The organism is Streptomyces sp. NPDC058697 (genome assembly GCF_042715345.1).
GTDB classification, from domain to species: domain Bacteria; phylum Actinomycetota; class Actinomycetes; order Streptomycetales; family Streptomycetaceae; genus Streptomyces; species Streptomyces liliifuscus.
The window spans coordinates 243,992-261,111 of the sequence record NZ_JBHXSU010000014.1 but is presented as its reverse complement, the minus strand read 5'-3'; the positions used below and the strand labels follow the sequence as shown (position 1 = coordinate 261,111).

13 protein-coding genes are annotated in these 17,120 nt (G+C 73.1%); 6 read left to right on the top strand and 7 right to left on the bottom strand.

Annotated elements, in window-relative coordinates:
* Positions 1 to 99 precede the first annotated feature (99 nt).
* Complete coding sequence (locus ACFWXQ_RS29985; protein WP_383955993.1) at positions 100 to 876, bottom strand: alpha/beta fold hydrolase; 777 nt, start codon at positions 874 to 876, stop codon at positions 100 to 102.
* Between the two features lie 77 nt (positions 877 to 953).
* Between ACFWXQ_RS29985 and ACFWXQ_RS29980 the strand changes: the two genes are divergently transcribed.
* A complete protein-coding gene (locus tag ACFWXQ_RS29980) occupies positions 954 to 2,276 on the top strand; it encodes a PLP-dependent aminotransferase family protein (RefSeq protein WP_383955990.1) in 1,323 nt (440 codons plus the stop codon).
* Here ACFWXQ_RS29980 and ACFWXQ_RS29975 read toward each other — a convergent pair.
* The 4 genes from ACFWXQ_RS29975 to ACFWXQ_RS29960 all read right to left on the bottom strand — a co-directional run bounded on the left by ACFWXQ_RS29975 (position 2,191) and on the right by ACFWXQ_RS29960 (position 6,350).
* Positions 2,191 to 3,075 (bottom strand): hypothetical protein, encoded by an 885-nt coding sequence (locus ACFWXQ_RS29975; protein WP_383955987.1) that lies wholly within the window; start codon positions 3,073 to 3,075, stop codon positions 2,191 to 2,193. The two genes, ACFWXQ_RS29980 and ACFWXQ_RS29975, sit on opposite strands and share 86 nt — an antisense overlap.
* Before the next feature lie 141 nt (positions 3,076 to 3,216).
* Complete coding sequence (locus ACFWXQ_RS29970; RefSeq protein ID WP_383955984.1) at positions 3,217 to 4,068, bottom strand: ABC transporter permease; 852 nt, start codon at positions 4,066 to 4,068, stop codon at positions 3,217 to 3,219.
* Complete coding sequence (locus ACFWXQ_RS29965; RefSeq protein ID WP_383955981.1) at positions 4,065 to 5,126, bottom strand: ATP-binding cassette domain-containing protein; 1,062 nt, start codon at positions 5,124 to 5,126, stop codon at positions 4,065 to 4,067. The genes ACFWXQ_RS29970 and ACFWXQ_RS29965 overlap by 4 nt, the downstream gene beginning before the upstream one ends.
* Before the next feature lie 825 nt (positions 5,127 to 5,951).
* Entirely contained in the window at positions 5,952 to 6,350 is a 399-nt protein-coding gene (locus tag ACFWXQ_RS29960) for a hypothetical protein (protein WP_383955978.1), read from the bottom strand.
* A gap of 338 nt (positions 6,351 to 6,688) precedes the next feature.
* Here ACFWXQ_RS29960 and ACFWXQ_RS29955 point away from each other — a divergent pair, with 338 nt between their 5' ends.
* Positions 6,689 to 7,852 (top strand): PP2C family protein-serine/threonine phosphatase, encoded by a 1,164-nt coding sequence (locus tag ACFWXQ_RS29955; protein ID WP_383941727.1) that lies wholly within the window; start codon positions 6,689 to 6,691, stop codon positions 7,850 to 7,852.
* 154 nt (positions 7,853 to 8,006) lie between these two features.
* The gene (locus ACFWXQ_RS29950) at positions 8,007 to 9,200 is read left to right on the top strand and encodes a hypothetical protein (RefSeq protein ID WP_383941724.1); all 1,194 of its coding nucleotides are present in this window, start codon (positions 8,007 to 8,009) and stop codon (positions 9,198 to 9,200) included.
* Positions 9,201 to 9,270: 70 nt separating this feature from the next.
* On the opposite strand, the gene ACFWXQ_RS29945 is transcribed toward ACFWXQ_RS29950, so the two are convergent.
* Positions 9,271 to 10,518 carry an amidohydrolase gene (locus ACFWXQ_RS29945; RefSeq protein WP_383941721.1) on the bottom strand — a complete coding sequence of 416 codons (1,248 nt, stop codon included), beginning with the start codon at positions 10,516 to 10,518 and terminating at the stop codon, positions 9,271 to 9,273.
* Between the two features lie 107 nt (positions 10,519 to 10,625).
* Positions 10,626 to 11,459: an NPP1 family protein gene (locus tag ACFWXQ_RS29940; protein WP_383941717.1), complete on the bottom strand. Its 834-nt coding sequence runs from the start codon at positions 11,457 to 11,459 to the stop codon at positions 10,626 to 10,628.
* A 284-nt stretch (positions 11,460 to 11,743) separates the two neighbouring features.
* Here ACFWXQ_RS29940 and ACFWXQ_RS29935 point away from each other — a divergent pair, with 284 nt between their 5' ends.
* The 3 genes from ACFWXQ_RS29935 (at position 11,744) to ACFWXQ_RS29925 (ending at position 17,117) form a co-directional block, all read left to right on the top strand.
* Positions 11,744 to 15,979: a hypothetical protein gene (locus ACFWXQ_RS29935; RefSeq protein ID WP_383941714.1), complete on the top strand. Its 4,236-nt coding sequence runs from the start codon at positions 11,744 to 11,746 to the stop codon at positions 15,977 to 15,979.
* 51 nt (positions 15,980 to 16,030) lie between these two features.
* A complete protein-coding gene (locus ACFWXQ_RS29930) occupies positions 16,031 to 16,474 on the top strand; it encodes a VOC family protein (RefSeq protein WP_383941711.1) in 444 nt (147 codons plus the stop codon).
* Positions 16,475 to 16,547: 73 nt separating this feature from the next.
* The gene (locus ACFWXQ_RS29925) at positions 16,548 to 17,117 is read left to right on the top strand and encodes a TIGR03086 family metal-binding protein (RefSeq protein ID WP_383941708.1); all 570 of its coding nucleotides are present in this window, start codon (positions 16,548 to 16,550) and stop codon (positions 17,115 to 17,117) included.
* Positions 17,118 to 17,120 lie beyond the last annotated feature (3 nt).

The window sequence follows — 17,120 nt, the reverse complement described above, 5'->3', positions numbered from 1 at the left end:
GCGCAGTTCCCCGCGCCCCTGAAAAGCGGGGCTGCGCCCCTGGCTTTTCGTCTTTGGGGGCGCGGGGAACTGCGCGACCAGCCCCCACCGGGCCCGCACTCAAAGACGACCCAGAAGCGCGGCCAGGGCCGCATTGAACGCCTCCGGCTGTTCAAGGTTCGGCATGTGGGCCGCTCGCGGGATGACCCGCAGCGCGGAGCCCGGGACCGCCGCGTGCATGGCGCGTGCGTCCGCCACAGGCGTGTACTCGTCGTCCTCGCCGACGACCACGAGCGTCGGAACGGTGACGCGGGTCAGCAGTTCGCGATAGTCGGGGCGTTCCGCCCGCCCCCGGAGGGCGGCCGCCGCGCCCTCGGGGGACGTGGCCGTCATCATGCGGTGCACATGGGCGGCCACGTCGGGGTGGGCGTACGGGGCGACCATCCTGTGCAGGACCTCGTCGGCGTACGGGCGCATGCCCTCGCGGAGGAGGCGGTCGGCCATGTCGTTGCGGGACTTCTTGCCGGCCGGGGTCTCGGCCGCCGGGAAGGTGTCCGCGAGGACGAGCGCCCGGACGCGCTCGGGGAACTGCCGGTAGCACTCCATGACGATCTGGCCGCCCATGGAAAGACCGGCCAGCGCGAACTCGCGTACGCCCAGGTCGTCGAGGAGGGCCGCGATGTCCTCGGCGAAGGTGGCGAGCGGGGTCACCCCGGGGACCACCGGGGATCTGCCGTAACCGCGCAGGTCGGGGGCGATCACCCGGCGCTCCGGAGAGAACGCGGCGAGCTGCGGGGCCCACATGGTCCGGTCGAACGGGTGGCCGTGGATCAGGACAAGGGGCACGGACGTTGAGGCATGCGCGCCTTTGTCCTCGTACAGGAGGAAGGGAGCCATGTTCAGGACCCTAGATTCCGGGAACTCCTCGGTGCAATAAGATCTTTGCCCTCGGTGCAATCCAGGGAGGGGTGGGCGTGGAGGACTATCGGCGTATCGCCGACCGGCTGGCCGAGGAGATCCTCACGGGGCGGCTGAAGGCCGGTGAACGGCTGCCGCCGCAGCGGGTGTTCGCCCGGCGCCGGCGCATCGCGGGGTCCACCGCCGGGCGTGTGTACGGGGAGTTGGTGCGGCGGGGCCTGGTCGTCGGGGAGGTCGGGCGCGGCACGTTCGTACGGGCGGCGCCGGTGCCGTCGGGGCGGGCGCTGGCCGAGCCGGCGAGCACGGCGGCCGTCAACCTGGAGCTCAACTACCCGTCCGTGGAAGGGCAGTCGGAGCTGCTGGCCGGCGGACTCGTGCCGCTGCTGCGGGCCGATGTGCTGGGGGAGGTGACCCGTACCGTCGCCGCCACCGGGACCGCCGCCGCGCGCGAGGCCGTCGCCGGGCTGCTGGCCGGATCGGGGTGGCGGCCGCATCCGGAGCAGCTCCTCTTCGCCGGGAACGCCCGGCAGGCCATCGCGGGCGCGCTCGCCTCGCTGGTGCGGCCCGGGGGGCGGGTCGGGGTCGAGGCGCTGACGTATCCGCTGGTCAAGGAGATCGCGGCGCGGACCGGGTGCGTGCTCGTACCGCTGGAGACGGACGGGGAAGGGCTGCTGCCGGGGGCCGTCGCTGCCGCCCACCACTCCGCGCCGCTCTCCGCCCTGTACGTCCAGCCGACCCTGCACAATCCCACCTCGGCGACGATGGGGGACGCGCGCAAGCGTGAACTCGCCGAGGTGGTTCGGGAGTTGGGGCTGCCGGTCGTGGAGGACCGGATCTGGTCGTTCCTGCACGAGGAGGGTGTGCCGTTCGCCGCGTACGCCCCCGAGCGCGTCCATGTCGTCGACGGGCTGTCCAAGCGGGTCGCGCCCGGGCTGACCGTCGGGTTCCTCGTCGTGCCCGAGGGGCGGGTCGAGGAGGCGGCGGGGGCGCTGCGGTCGGGCGGGTGGACGGCGGGACGGTTCGCGCTGGAGGCGGGGACGCGGTGGATCCAGGACGGGGTCGTGGACCGGCTGGTCGCCGACCGGCGCGCGGACGCCGCCCGGCGGCAGCGGGTCGTCGCGGAACTGCTCGACGGATTCGCCGTACGCGCCGACCCGTCCGCGTACTACGCCTGGTGGGAGCTGCCGTCGCCGTGGCGCGCGGACACCTTCACGGCGGCCGCGGCGGCGCGCGGGATCGCGGTCACGCCGGGGTCCGCCTTCGCGGTGGGGGCGCAGGGGGCACCGGACGCCGTCAGGCTCGGGCTCGCGTCGGTTCCGGTGCCGGTGCTGGGGCAGGCGCTGCGGACGCTGCGCGACGTCGCGCGTGGTGGTCCATGAGCCAGGTCGCGGCGGCGACGGTGAGGCCGAGGGCCAGGATGAACCAGGTGGCCGTGCGAAGTGTCGAGGTCAGGGCGTCGTAGACGGTGCCCGCCGCCGCCCGGGAGACATGGGTGGGGAGGTCGGCGAGCGTCAGGGCGCGGCCGACGACCGTGGCGAGGGCCAGCAGGGCGGCGCCCAGGGCCATGCCGAGTGCCGTGGCCGTGACGGCCTGGCGGCGGCGTACGGCCAGCAGGATGCCGCCGACGGCCAGGGCGACCGCCGCGAGCGGGAGCCAGAAGCCCGCGATCTCCAGCACGTGGAACCCCTTCCGGAGCGTGCTCAGCTCCTGGGCCTCAAGGACGGTGACCTCGGTGTGCTCGATGGGGATGCGGTTCGCCAACGGCACCCGGTCGTAGGACAGCTGGGACTTCAGCTGCTGGGTGACGGGTGCCAGGTCGAGGGTGACGGCGCCCTCCCGGCCGCTGCGCAGGGCCCGCAGGACGGCGTCGTGCGCGGCCCGGTTCGCCGTGTTCCAGGCGGCGCGGAAGGCCTCCGTACCGGTGAAGGACCGCACCGCCCTGCGTACGTACGCGCGGACCTCGCCCTCCAGCGGTCCGACCTCGATCTGGTTCATGACCCCGTCGGTGACCGAGTCGGCGATCGCACTCTGTACGTCGGGCCCGGCGGCGAGGGGCGCCATCGTGTCCACGTACCGTCCGGTGTCGCCGATCTCGTACTTCGCCCATGCCGAAAGCCCGCCCAGCGGCACGAGGACGCAGGCGAGCACGATCAGCACCGCCGAGAGGACTTTCCGCACCCCTCAAGGAAGAACCCCGGCCGCGCGCCCCGCCATCGGGGAACGGCCGGGGTGACTGCATCCGGGCCTGGATTGCGTTCTTCCGGGGGACGGACGGCGACCGTCCGGGCCCCCGGGAGAACGTGTGGTGGTGGAAACCCGCTACTTGCGGTTGTAGAGCCGCATCGTCACCGGGCCGAAGACCGCGACGAACAGTCCGGCCCAGCCCAGCGACCACGCGATCTCCGAGGCCGGCCAGGAGCCCTCCATCAGACCGCGCACCGCCGAGGACAGATGCGTGATCGGGTTGTTGTTGACGAAGGCCTGCAGCCAGCCCGGCATCGTCTCGGGGCGGACGAAGATGTCGCTCAGGAAGGTCAGCGGGAACAGGATCATCATGCTGACGCCCATGACCGACTTCTCCGTGCGCAGCAGCAGGCCGAACATGGTCCACACCCAGGAGAAGGCGAAGGAGAAGATGATCAGGAGGACCACTCCTCCGAGCACTCCCTGGAAGCCGCCGTCCGGGCGGAAGCCCATGATCAGACCCACCGACAGCATCACGACCGACGCCATCGCGTAGCGCAGGGCGTCCCCGAGCAGATAGCCCACCAGCGTCGACGGACGCCAGATGGGGAGCGAGCGGAAGCGGTCGAAGACACCCTTCTCGATGTCGATGTTGACCGCCAGGCCCGTGTACATCGTGATCATGGTGACGGACATGACGAGGATGCCGGGCAGCAGGTACTGGATGTACTCCGTCGGGGAGCCCGCCAGGGCCCCGCCGAACAGATACGTGTACATCAGCACCAGCATGATCGGGAACGCCGTCACGTCGAACAGCTGCTCGGGCACGTGCTTGATCTTCAGCATCGCCCGCCAGCCGAAGGTGAGCGACGTCTGGACCGCGTTCGGCCGCGGCGGGCGCTCGGTGGCGACGAGCAGCGCGGCCAGGCTCTCGGTACTGACCGGCGCGAGGTCGGCGGCTTCGGTGGTCTGGGTCGCGGTGCTCATGCCGTGGCCTCTTTCGTCTGCTGCTGCTGCTGCTGCTTCGTCGTCGGCGGCTGGGATGACGTCTCTGTGTGGTCGGACTTGCCGGTGAGGGCGAGGAACACCTCGTCCAGGCTCGGCTGGCCCAGGGAGAAGTTGTCGACGGTGATGCCCGCGTGGGCCAGCTCGGCGAGGGCACGGGACGCCTTCTCGGCCGCCCCGGCACCGTTCGACGAGCCGTTGCCGACCCGGGCGGTCAGCGCCACCGGGTCCGGCTCCAGCTGTACGTCCGCGTCGAGGGCCTGCCTCAGCAGCCGCTCGGCGTCCGGCCGCTGGTGCGCGTCCCGCAGCCGTACGTGCACGGCTCCCGCGCCCACCGACGCCTTCAGCTCGCCCTTGGTGCCCTCGGCGATGACCTTGCCCTTGTCGATGACGGCGATCCGGGACGCCAACTGGTCGGCCTCGTCCAGGTACTGGGTGGTGAGCAGGACCGTGGTCCCCTGGGCGACGACCGCGCGCACGATCTCCCACACCTGGTTGCGGCTGCGCGGGTCCAGACCCGTCGTCGGCTCGTCCAGGAACAGCAGGTCGGGGGTGTTGAGGATGGACGCGGCGATGTCGATCCGGCGCCGCATACCGCCCGAGTAGTTCTTCACCTGGCGGGCCGCCGCCTCCGACAGCCCGAAGGCGTCGAGGAGTTGCGCCGCTCGGTCGTACGAGGCCTTCTTGCTGTGGCCCGTCAGCCTGGCCAGCAGCACGAGGTTCTCCGTGCCCGTCAGGTCCTCGTCCACCGAGGCGTACTGCCCGGTGAGGCTCACCCTGGTCCGTACGGCGTCCGCCTCCCGTACGACGTCGTGGCCGAAGACGTGGGCCTCGCCGCCGTCGGGGCGCAGCAGGGTCGCCAGCATGCGCACGGTCGTCGTCTTGCCGGCTCCGTTGGGACCGAGCAGGCCGTACACCGTGCCGGCCTCGATGCGCAGGTCCACGCCGTCGACGGCGCGGTTGTCGCCGAAGGTCTTCACCAGACCCGCGGTCTCGATGGCCGGCCCGGCCCATTGGTCGGTGCGGTTCTTGCTCGTCATGTCGGTCCGCCCATCCGCGTCGTTCTCTCGGTCTGCTCGTGGTGTTCGAGGTCTTCGAGTCTTCGAGTGCACTCGCGTCGCTTCCGTAGCTCTTCAAGGGTGCGTCCGCCGGCCGCGAAGAGCATCGGTCTGTCGACGCAGTCCTCGATCGGTCTCGAGATGCAGACCCTGGGCCGCACGAAAACTCATCGGTGGGGCGGCAGGAGATTTCTCCGTCGTTCCCCGTGGGCTCCGGTGGAGGGTTCACCCGAACGGGTGTTTCCTGGTTCTGGGGACGGAGGCGGGGAGAAGGAGGCCGGTCATGGGCATCACTCCGCCCCTGCGGACCCTTGCGATCGCCCTGGTCAGCGGCGGTGTGCTGACGGCGGCGGCAGCGGGTACGGCCTTCGCCGGTATGGCTTCCGTCGGTACGGCGACTGTGGGCGGTACGGCTTCCGGCGGTTCGGTGGCGGGCAGGCCCGGGAGCGGCGGCTCTCGCCGGGCAGCCAGGACCGGGTCGCCTGTGTGGCGCGGGGCTCCGACCCCTGCGAGGGGGCCTGGAAGGACCGGTGGCATGACGGTTCGGGGGGCTGCAACGGCTGCGGCGACGGTTCCTGGAGCTCCTCCGGCTCCTGGAGCGCGTCCGGTTCGTGGAGCTGGAGTTTCTCCGGCTCCTGGGACGCCTCGGGCTCGGGCTGGGAGTGGGTGCCCGGCGGGCGGTGAGTCCGAGGAGAACGGGTGGCCCGGGACGGGGAGATGTGGGTGAGGCCCGGGCCACCCGGACACGTGGAGCGGCCTGTGCCGACGGGCACAGGCCGCTCTGCGTCGTGCTGGTTGTCCGCCGGTTCAGTCCTCGGTCGTGTAGTAGCGGTAGAACACCGTCGCGAACACGCCCGCGGCGATCACGAGGGAGATGCCCGAGGACTTGAGGATGCTGGCGTCCGTGAGGCTGTAGAGGAAGCCGAACGCGATGCCCGCGAACACCGCCCACGCGAGGGCCCTGGCCTCCCGGGGGAGGCGTGGGGCGATGGTGTGGATGCCGTGGGCGACCGCGGCGAACACGACCGCCGAGACGACGCCCAGGAGGGCGTTCCAGCCGGTGATCGGGCCCGAGTGGCGGTCTATGCCGGACGTCCAGAAGCCGTAGACGATGCCGCCGAGCGCCGGGATCGCGAGTTTCGCGGAGAGCGCGGCCGTTTTTGTGGCGGTGGGTGTGCGATGTGGTGCGGGTGCCGCGTGAGTCATCGGGCACTCCTCTCTTTCGCCCCTGCCTTCCAGAGCACACCTGCGGGAGGCCCCTGGCAAGTTGTGTGCCGGGTGCGGGTTCGTTCTGGCTGAGCGCGCAGTTCCCCGCGCCCCTGGGTGGGTGGGGGGCGGGGTGGTTCGTTGACCGCGGGCCGTCGTGGGTTGCTCGCGCAGTTCCCCGCGCCCCTAAAGCGGGGCTGCGCCCCGGCTTTTGTCTTTTAGGGGCGCGGGGAACTGCGCGACCAGCCCCCACCGGGCCCGCGCCCGAAAACGAGCCGGCGGCAGCCAAACCCTGCACTGGGCGTGCGCCAAGGACAGAGGCGTGCTTCGCTGGGGGCGTGAGCGGCGCGGATCCGGGCAGCCGCGCCCGGCGGCAGCAGCTTCTCCGGGTACGCGGCCGCAGCGTGGCCTGGGTACCACCCCTCCTCCTGCTCGTGGCCATCGCGGTGGTCGACTGGAACACCTCCGGCGAGTTCAGGGTCATCTCCTGGATCGTCCTCGTCCCCGGCATCGCGGCAGCGATCTGCGGCGTCCGCGGAACGGCCGCCTTCGCCGTGCTCGCCCTCCTCGCCTACATCGAGGTCGACGCCTCCTGGCCGCACCAGGACCAGACCGGCCTGCCGGACTTCATCCTGGTCGCCATGGGCGGCGCCCTGGCGACCCTGGCGTGTGCCGTACGGGTCCGGGAGGAGCGGCGGATGCTGCACATGCGGGACGTGGCCGACACGACCCGCCGTACCGTGCTGCGCCCCCTCCCCACCCCCTGGGGCGGCCTGGACCACGCGGCCGTGTACCTCGCCGCCGACAGCGAGGCCCGCGTCGGCGGCGACTTCTACGACATCCAGCCCGGCCCGCACGGCACCCGGGTCCTCCTCGGGGACGTCCAGGGCAAGGGCCTGCCCGCGGTCGCGGCGGCCGCCGCCCTGCTGGGCACGTTCCGCGAGTCGGCGTACCACGAGGCCTCCCTGACCGTCGTCGCCGAACGGCTGGAGATACGGATGGGCCGCCACCGCCAGTACGTCACGGACCTCGACGAGGACCTGGACGCCGACCCGGCACGGGGCGTGGAGCGCTTCGCGACCGCGGTCCTGGTCGCCTTCCCGCCCCCGGGCTCCCCCACGGGCCACATCGAGGTCGTCAACTTCGGCCACGAACCCCCACTGGTCGCGGGCCCGCACGGCGTACGCGTCCTGCCGCCCGGCGACGGACTCCCGCTGGGTCTCTCCGGCCTGGCCGGGTCCGGCGCGGGCGTCCCGCCCGTCCGCAGGGTCCCCCTCGCCGCCGACGAGACCCTCCTCCTCGTCACCGACGGCGTCACCGAGGCCCGGGACGCCGCCGGCGTCTTCTTCCCCCTCCACGAACACGTGACCCACGCCGTCACCACCGACCCCACCACCGCCCACCCCCACCGCCTCGTGGAACTGATCCGAGAAGGCACCCTCCACCACACGACCCACGTGGCGGACGACACAACGATTTTCGCGGTACGTCTGGCCCCGTAAGGGGCGCGGGGAACTGCGCGACAAGCCCCCACCGCCCCGCAGAGGCTGAACAAACCAGTACCACCCACCCCCTATCGCCCCCTCCCCAACAACCTTTGCACCCGCACCGGTTACCGTGCAGACCGTGGTGATCCAAGGGCAGGAGACAACGGCGATGCCAGGAACCGTATTGCTGCTCGCAGCGTCGCCGACAGGCAAGAGCTGCCTCGTGGACGCGGCCTCCGTACTCCCCATACTCGCCGCCGTCGCCCCCGACGTGCTCTCCGGCACGGACACGGCGAACGTCGTCGAACTGGCCGACCCCCTGGAACCGCAGGCCGTCCTCACCCGTCTGCGCGCCGCCGCGACGGCCCCCGGACCGCTCACGGTCTTCCTCACCGGCCAGCTCCAGCTCGACCGCCGCCAACGGCTTCCGCACCTCGCGCTGGCCCGCACCACGCCCGCGACCGTCCGCTACACCGGCTTCCCCTGGCACTGGATCCGCGAGGAACTCCGGCTGCGTACACCGGGCAGTACGGCGGTCGTCGTCGACCTGCACACGGACGCGGAGACCTGGCAGCACCTGGCCGTCCAGCCGCTCACCGTGGGACCGGGCACCCTGCTGTACGGCCGTGTCGCCCCGCCTCCCCCGCGACGCGCGGTGGCGTCACCCACGTACATGAAGTCCGTGGCCACGATCCTCCGCAGCGGTCACCGTCCCCCGCTCGCGCACCTCCACCAGCAGGCGCTGACACGGTCGTCGGGCGAGGACCCGGAGGCGGCCCGCCGGGACATCGTGCTGGCGGTCGACCCCACGCGGCCCATGCAGACCACACCGCCCGCACAGCCGCCCATGCGCCCCGTCCCCGGATTCCAGCAGGCGCCGCCCCCTCCTGTACCCGTACCCGTACCCGTACAGGTATCAGTGGCACCTCCGCCCCCGCCCTCCGACCCCCACGCCGAGATCACCGCCGCCGTCGAGAGCGGCAGGCACGGCGAGGCCGCGGAGCTGGCCGGGCGGCGGGAACAGGAGGCGCTGCGGGCGCACGGGCCCGGGGCCGACGAGGTCGTGCACTGGATGGAAGTACGGGCGGATCTGGCCATGTTCGCGGGGGACGCGGAGCTCAGCTGCCGGATCTGGCTGGCGGTGGCCGACGTACGGCTGGCCGCCGGACAGGAGCCCGGCGCCCCCGGTGTCGAGGCGGCCGTGGACCGGGCGCATCACCAGTGGGGCCGTATCGGCGACTCCGCGCGGGCCCGTGAGCTCGGGCCCGCGCTGGCCGACCTGCGCCTGCGCGTTCCGGGGCGCCGGCAGGGGGCGTTGGACGATGTCCAGCGGCACCTCAACCGGCTTCAGGCACAGGTCTGACGCCGGCGAGGCGGCGTGGGCGTGCGGGTGGCCAGGGGCGCACCCGCGGACAGCGGGTAACGCGTGCGTGCTACTGGGCAAACATCTCCAGGGCCCCCGACACCAGCGTCCGTACGCCCGGGCCGACCGTCGACAGGTCGGGGGCGAAGTGCGGGCTGTGGTTGCTGGGTACGGCCGCGAGCTGTTCCATCAGGTCGCCCCCGGCGCCGGCGGCCGCCGCGTCCCACACCTCGGCGGGCGTGCTCGTCACGAACCAGTAGGCGTACGGGAGTCCGCCCCCGGCGAGGATCGGGAAGTCCTCGCTGCCCATGACGGGCCCGAAGTCGAGGACCGTGCCCGCGCCGAACACCTCGCCGTGCACGGCGGCCACCCGGCGGTCGGTGTCGGCGTCGTTGACGGTCATCGGGAAGCTGCCGCCGACCGTGACCGTGGGCTCGCGCCGGCAGCCGGCCGCCGCGCACTCGCCCGCCGCGATCCGCCGGATCGCGGCCAGCATCCGCTCCCGCACCTCGGCGGACTGCGTACGGAGGTTGAGGGAGATGTGCGCCTCGGCCGGGATGATGTTGTGCCGCGTGCCCGCCTCGATCCGGCCGACCGTCAGCACGGCGGACTCGCGGGCCGCTATCTCCCGCGAGACGACCGTCTGCAGCCTCGTCACGATGTACGCGGCCGTCACCACCGGGTCCACGGTCGCCTCCGGCCGTGAGCCGTGCCCGCCCACCCCGTGCACGACGATGTCGACGTCCGTCGAGGCCGACATGATCAGTCCGGGCGAGTGCGCGTACAGCCCGGCGGGACCGGGTGCCGCGTGCTGGGCGAGCAGCACGTCGGGGCGCGGAAAGCGTTCGTACAGGCCGTCGTCGACCATCGCGGCGGCGCCCTCGCCGGTCTCCTCGGCGGGCTGGCCGACGACCAGCAGCGTGCCGTTCCAGGTGTCGCGCCCGGCGGCGAGCGCGTCGGCGGCGCCGGTCAGCCAGGCGACGTGCAGGTCGTGTCCGCAGGCGTGCATGACCCCGGGCGCCTCGGACGCGTACGGCAGTCCGGTCTCCTCGGCGACCGGCAGCGCGTCCATGTCGCCGCGCAGCAGGACGGTCGGCCCGTCGCCGTTGCGCAGCATCCCGACGACTCCGGTGCCGCCGATGCCGTCCGCGGTCTCGTAGCCGGCCTTGGCGAGGCGCTCGGAGAGTTTCGCGGCCGTCCGGTGCTCGTGCCCGGACAGCTCGGGATGGCGGTGCAGGTCACGGTAGAGGTCCTCAAGGGCGGGGACCGGGAGGTCGGCGGTGAGGTCCAGCGCGGTGCGTGCGGCGGGAGAGGTCACCGGGCCAGGGTATGTCCGTACGCCGCCTCGTGGGCCTGGACGGGAGCGGCCGCCGACGCGAGGGGGAGAGTGGCGTCGGCGGCCGCGGTCTGTGCCGGAACCGTTCGTCAGAACGCGGGGATGGCGGCCTTGGCCCGGCCGTCGGCGTTCCGGGCGCCGTTGATGTTGCCGACGAGGTTGTTGGTCAGCGGGAAGTTGGCCTTGCCCCACTTCTCCTGGCCCTTTTTGTTGGAGTTCCACAGCGCGTTGCGCGGCGCGTCGGCCATGTTCTCCATGGTGACCAGGGCCGGGCGGTCCCAGCCTCCGTCGCCCCAGGCCTCCGGCCGCTCGCCCCACTTGGCGAAGCGGAAGGCATGCGTGCTCGCGCCGTCCTTGTGGTAGACGATCTCGACGCGGTTGTAGCTCGTCTCGTTGCCCACCCTGCCCATCGGCACCTCGTTGATCGGGTGGGTGCTGTAGCCGCCGTGCCGCGAGGCGGCCAGGAAGCGAGGGCTCTCCTCGCCCTGCTTCTGGAAGACCACCACGGACTCCCAGTCGTGGCGGTGACCGAAGGCGTCGGCGCCGTTCAGCGTCTGGTCCTTCTCGAAGTAGAGCGTGTAGACGTACGCGCACCACCCGTTCTTGCACAGGGACTGCGAGTACGTGTTGGCCTTGGTGAGGTGGTTGTTCCGGCAGCCGCCGGTGATCGACCCGGTGTTGTCGAGGCCGCCGTTGAGCCTGCCGGACGAGTCGACCGCCGCCGCGGGGAAGCAGCTGTTCCCGTCGTAGTCGAAGAGCGGCATGTACTTGTTCTGGAAGGTGCCGGCGTTCCACCCCAGGGGGTTCAGGACGGCGGCGTCGGCGCTGCCCGTCAGGCCCACGGTCAGGGCGGTGGCGCTGACCGCGACGAGCGCGGCCTTGCCGAGGCGGGACGTTCTCTTGCTCTGGGCTGCCTGGGACATGCGGGTGCTCTCCACTGTGCTCGGGATGCGGTTCCGGTTCGGTCGTGCCGGAGCCGGTGCTGCGGGACCGAGGCTGGCAAGCGGGGAGTTGACCGGCACCCCCTTTCATCAGGGCAATCAATGCCGGGGCACCGCCGGGTTGTTCGGTATCCCGTTCCGTGGCTGTCATCAACACCACATCCGGGCCGGAAAGTATTTACGCCGTATCCGAGCGATACGTAGGTTGACCGCCCCGAACGTCGTTTTCATCCGCTCCGTGGGCGTGGACGAAGGTGGGTGGACCCGTGGGGCGTCCCGAACGACCGCTGGACCCGGAGGCCGGTCCCGTACAGCGGCTTGCCCATGAACTGCGTGCGCTGCGCACGTCCGCGGGCGGCCCGTCGTACCGGACCATGGCCGCGTCGGCGGGCTTCTCCGCGACGACGCTGTCCGACGCGGCGGCCGGCAGACGGCTGCCGTCGCTGGCCGTGGTCCAGGGGTACGTACGGGCGTGCGGCGGCGATCCGGCCGAGTGGGAGCCCCGCTGGAAGGAGGCCGAGTCGGAGGCGGCCGAGGCCGTGCGGGAGGAGGCGGCGGACTCCGCGCCGCCGTACCGGGGTCTCGCGCGGTTCGAGCCTGCCGACCGTGAGCTGTTCTTCGGCCGGGACCGGCTGCTGGACGAACTGCGGACGCTGGCCTGCGGGCACCGGTTCGCCGTGGTGTTCGGCGCCTCCGGCAGCGGGAAGTCGTCGCTGCTGCGGGCCGGGCTGATACCCCGGCTCCGGGAGGACATCGCGCGGCGGGGGTGTCCCGCGGTCCTGCGGGTGTTCACCCCGGGCGCGCGGCCCGCCACCCGGTTCGGGCATCTGCTGACTCCGGCGGAGGACGAGCCGGAGAGCTGGGTCGTGGTCGACCAGTTCGAGGAGGTCTTCACCCTGTGCCGGGACCGCGCGGAGCGGGACCGGTTCATCGACCTGCTGCTGGCCGCCAGGGAGCCGGACAGCCGGCTGCGGGTGGTCGTCGCCGTACGGGCCGACTTCTACGCCCGGTGCGCCGAGCACCGCGGGCTCGCGGACGCGCTGTTCGGTGCCGCCCTGCTGGTCGGGTCCATGACGGCGGACGAGCTGCGGGACACCGTCGTCGGGCCCGCCCAGGCGGTCGGCCTCCTGGTCGAACGGGAGCTGACCGCGCGGGTCGTGGAGGAGGTCCTCGACCGGCCCGGCGCGCTGCCGATGCTCTCGCACGCCCTGCTGGAGACCTGGAAGCGGCGCCGCGGTCGGCTGCTGACCCTCGCCGCGTACGAGGCGGCGGGCGGGGTGCGCGGCGCGATCGCGGCGACCGCGGAGGAGGCGTACGGGCAGCTGTCCGCGGCCCAGGCGCACACCGCCCGGCAGTTGCTGCTGCGGCTGATCGAGCCCGGGCAGGGCACCGACGACACCCGGCGCCCGCTGAGCCGCGCCGAACTGGACGAGTGGGCGGACCGCGAGGTGCCGGTCGCGGTGGAACGGCTGGCCCGCGCCCGGCTGCTGACCGTGGACGAGGACGGCGTCGAGCTCGCCCACGAGGCGCTGATCACCTGTTGGCCCCGGCTGCGCGGCTGGATCGACGAGGACCGCGAGCGCCTGCGCCACCACCGCCGCCTGACCGAGGCGGCCCGAGCCTGGCTGGAGCACGACCGCGACCCCGGCGGCCTGTACCGCGGCACACGCCTGGCTCGCGCGGAGGAACTGTTCGCGGACGATGTCCGGGTCGCAGTCGACAGGGGAGACGACGGGGGCGCCAGGAAATGGGGCCGCGGGGTGGGCGGACGGGGGGCTGGTGCAGGGGGCCGCCGGCTGGGCCGACACGGGGCTGGTGAAGGGGGCGGCCGGGCTGGCAGTCGGCGTGGCGGTCGGGTAGGTGAACCGGGGAGCGGCCTGGCGGGCGGTCAAGGGGAGGGCCGGGCTGGCAGTCGGCGCGGCGCTCGGGGAGGCGGACCGGGGAGCGGCCGGGCGGGGGCTCAAGGTGACGGCCGGGTGGGCAGTCGGCGTGGCGGTCGGGGAGGTGAACCGGGGAGCGGCCGGGCGGGGGCTCAAGGTGACGGCCGGGCGGGTAGTCGGCGTGGCGGTCCGGGAGGTGAACCGGGGAGCGGCCTGGCGGAGGCTCGCGGGGACGGGCAGCGGGGCCGTCGGGCGGAAGCTCAAGACGGTGGTCGCGGGCCCGTGCTCACCGCGCCGGAGCGGGCGTTTCTCGCTGCCGCGCTTGACGCGCGGGAGGCGGAGCGGCGGGCCGCCGGCCGGGCCACCCGCAGGGCACGGGTTCTCACCTCCGCGTTCTCGGCCGTGCTGGCGGTGGCGCTGGTCGTCGGTCTCGCGGCCTGGCATCAGCACCGGGACAACGAGCGTCAGCGCACCGACACCACCGCCCGCCGGGTCGCGGACGTCGCCGACGCGCTGCGCACGACCGACCCGCACACCGCGATGCTGCTCGGTGTCGCCGCCTGGCGCATCTCCCCGCTGCCCGAGGCCCGCCGCGCCCTGCTCGGCTCCCTCGCCCAGCCGGAGCACGCGATCTTCACCGACCCGGCGTCGGGGGACAGCCCCACGCGTTTCCTCGCCGACTCCGGCCGCACGCTGCTCAGCGTCGACGGCCGCACCTGGCGGACCTGGGACGTGACGAAGGGCCGCCGCACCGACTCCGGACGGCTGCCGGCCGGCGACGTGGTCTCGGCCGGACCGGACGCCCGGGTCCTCGCGGTCGCCACCGACGACGGCATCCGGCTGTGGGACACGTCCACCGGACGATGGACCGGCGATCCGCGCCCCCTCCCCTTCACCTCCTTCGCCGACATACGCGCCGACGGTTACGTGGTGAGCGACGCTGACGACGACCGCGTACGGCTGCGGTCCGTCACCAACGGCAGGGTGCTGTTCGAGAACCGGGCGCCCGGCCCGGTGACCCCGGCCGTCAGTGCCGACGGCCGGCTGGTCGCGGTCTGCCCCGCCGGCCGGACCCCGCAGGTCTGGGACACCGGCCGCCACCGGACCGTGCCCGGACCCTGGGAGCGGGCCCACGGGCTCTGCGACGAGGACCGGACGGTCCTGGTGTTCGGCGGCGCCCGGCTCGCCGCCCTCTCGAAGTCCGGCGTACGCGTCTGGGACACCGCCTCGGGCCGCGAGGTCGCCGACGTGGACGAACCCGGCGCGCAGGACGCCTCCTTCAGCGCGGACGGCACCTTCCTCGCGACCGCCGACCGCGAGGAGATCAGGGTGTGGCGGCTGACGGCCCCCGCCGCGCCCGTGCTCCGGCACTCCCTCAACAGCCAGCACCTGCACGGCCTCTCCTGGGACCCCGCCCACCGGAACGTCCTGCGTTATCTCGAAGGCGGCACCGTCCACTGCCTCGACCTCGGGACGGCCGTCGCGTCCCCGTGGCGCGCCCATCCCCTGGACGCCGTACGGATCAGCCCGGACGGTCGTACGTACGCCACGGCCGAGCGCACCGGCACGGGGACGGGCGCCGGTGGGGGCGCGGGCGCGGCCGCCGGTGCTCGCTATCGCTTCGAGCTCCGCACCACGGCCGACGGCCGTCTGCTCCGCACGCTGCCCTCCCCGCCGCCGCCCGTCTCCCGCGACCCCGCCGAGCCGGTCGTCCCCCAGGACACGCTGGCGCTCCTCGCGTTCAGCGCCGACGGCACCACGCTCACGTACGGCGTCTCGGCCCCCGGCCGGGAGGCGGCACCGCAGCGGTTCACCGTCTGGGACCTGGTCCACGACCGTCGGCGCACGGCCCTGGACCTGGCGACACCGGAGTCGGCCGGGGCGGTGATCTCGGTGGCCCTCGGCCCCGGCGGCCGCACCCTGTACGCCGCCCGCACCACGGCCATCGGCGAGGTGGGCGACGAGGCATGGGACACCGCCTCGGGCCGCAGAACGGCCGACCTCGCCGGCCTGGCCAGCCACCACCTGGCCGTCCGCCCCGACGGCCGCCTGCTCGTCGGCGACAACCGCACCGCCCGCCTGCCGTCCGGGGAGGCCACCGGGCAGGGCCTCGTCCAGGGCGAACAGATCGGCGCACTCGCCTTCGCCGCCGACGGCTCCCGTCTCGCGGCGGGAGACCAGACCGGCCGCGTCGCCCTGTGGGACGGCACGCTGCGCCACCGCGAAGGTGTCCTGCGGAACGTCTTCCCCATGCCGCTCGGCGACACCCCGGAGGCGGTCGGCGCCCTCGCCCTCAGCCCCGACGGCGGCACGCTGGCGGTCGGCGGCGACGCGGGCACGCTCCAGCTCTGGGACATCTCCACCCGGCAGCCCCTGGGCGGCCCGCTCACCACACCCGGCGAACGCATCGACACCCTCGCCTTCTCCGCGGACAGCGGCACGCTGTACGCGGGCAGCGCCCACGTCCCGCTCCAGCGGTACGCGGTGGCACCTTCACGCGTCGTCTCCCACGTCTGCACCCGCGCGGCCACCGACCTCACAGCGGCCCAGTGGCACACGTACATCCCGGACATGCCCTACCGCAGGGTCTGCGCCGCAACGCCGTCGACCGCCTCCCACTGAGGCGGCCCCGAACCGACCGTGGCTGTCAGAGGCGAGTCGTACGGTCGTGTCATGGCAGCCAGAATCGATCTGACCCTCGACTGCACGGACGCGCAGCTACTCGCCGGCTTCTGGAAGACGGCCCTCGGGTACGTCGACGAGCCGCCGCCCGCTCCCTTCAGGACGCGTGAGGAGTGGCTCGCGCAGTTCGACCTGCCGGAGGACGAGTCCGAGGGCGACGCGGCCTGGCTCTGCGATCCCGACGGCGTCGGGCCCCGGCTCTCCATCCTGATGGTCCGCGAGCCGAAGGCGGCGAAGAACCGGCTCCACATCGACATCCGCGTGCCGGGACACGGCAGCCCGGCCGAGCGGTGGGCGCGGATCAGGACGGAGGCCGGGAGGCTGGTGGAGGCGGGCGGGACGGTCCTCGCGGAGTTCGACGGGCATCACGTGGTGATGGCGGATCCGGAGGGCAACGAGTTCTGCGTGGCCGCGGCGGCGACTGCCTCGGTATGACGCTCGTCGTGACGCGGTCCTCGTGACGCGTTTCTTCAAGACCGGCGTGTGCGGGCGCTCCTAGACTCCGGGCATGGATGAGATCGAGCTGCTTTCGGGTGTTCTGTCCAAGACCGGTGACCTCATCGAGGGCGTCGAGCCCGGGCAGCTCGGTGCTCCGACGCCCTGCGAGGAGTACGACGTCGAGACGCTGGTCAACCATCTCGTCGGCTGGCTGCTGCTGTTCGAGGCCCGCTGCCACGGCCGCGCGTACGACGCCGACCCCGCGCGGTACCGGTCGGGGCCGGACCCCGCCGGTGAGTTCCGGGCCGCGGCGGCCGGGCTGGTCGCCGGATGGCAGAAGTACGGCTTCGACCGCGAGGTCGGCGTGACCGGCGACGCCGAACTGCCCGCCGCCATGGTCCTCAACATGACCCTCATGGAATTCACGGTCCACGGCTGGGACCTGGCCGTGTCCACCGGCCGGCCGATCCCCTTCACGGAGGAGGAGGCAGCCGAGATCCTGACCCGAGCGGAGGCCACCCTCCCACCCCAGTACCGAGGCGAGGGCATGCCTTTCGGCAACATCGTCCCGGTGGCGGGCGACGCCCCGGCCGCGGCCCGCCTGGCGGGCTTCCTGGGCCGAGACCCCGCTCGTTTTTAGGGG

Excerpts from the sequence above, each read along its gene's own strand:
- ACFWXQ_RS29985 (WP_383955993.1), bottom strand. The coding sequence starts at position 876 with ATGGCTCCCTTCCTCCTGTACGAGGACAAAGGCGCGCATGCCTCAACG.
- ACFWXQ_RS29970 (WP_383955984.1), bottom strand. The coding sequence starts at position 4,068 with ATGAGCACCGCGACCCAGACCACCGAAGCCGCCGACCTCGCGCCGGTC.
- ACFWXQ_RS29965 (WP_383955981.1), bottom strand. The coding sequence starts at position 5,126 with ATGACGAGCAAGAACCGCACCGACCAATGGGCCGGGCCGGCCATCGAG.
- ACFWXQ_RS29960 (WP_383955978.1), bottom strand. The coding sequence starts at position 6,350 with ATGACTCACGCGGCACCCGCACCACATCGCACACCCACCGCCACAAAA.
- ACFWXQ_RS29950 (WP_383941724.1), top strand. The coding sequence starts at position 8,007 with ATGCCAGGAACCGTATTGCTGCTCGCAGCGTCGCCGACAGGCAAGAGC.
- ACFWXQ_RS29940 (WP_383941717.1), bottom strand. The coding sequence starts at position 11,459 with ATGTCCCAGGCAGCCCAGAGCAAGAGAACGTCCCGCCTCGGCAAGGCC.
- ACFWXQ_RS29930 (WP_383941711.1), top strand. The coding sequence starts at position 16,031 with ATGGCAGCCAGAATCGATCTGACCCTCGACTGCACGGACGCGCAGCTA.
- ACFWXQ_RS29925 (WP_383941708.1), top strand. The coding sequence starts at position 16,548 with ATGGATGAGATCGAGCTGCTTTCGGGTGTTCTGTCCAAGACCGGTGAC.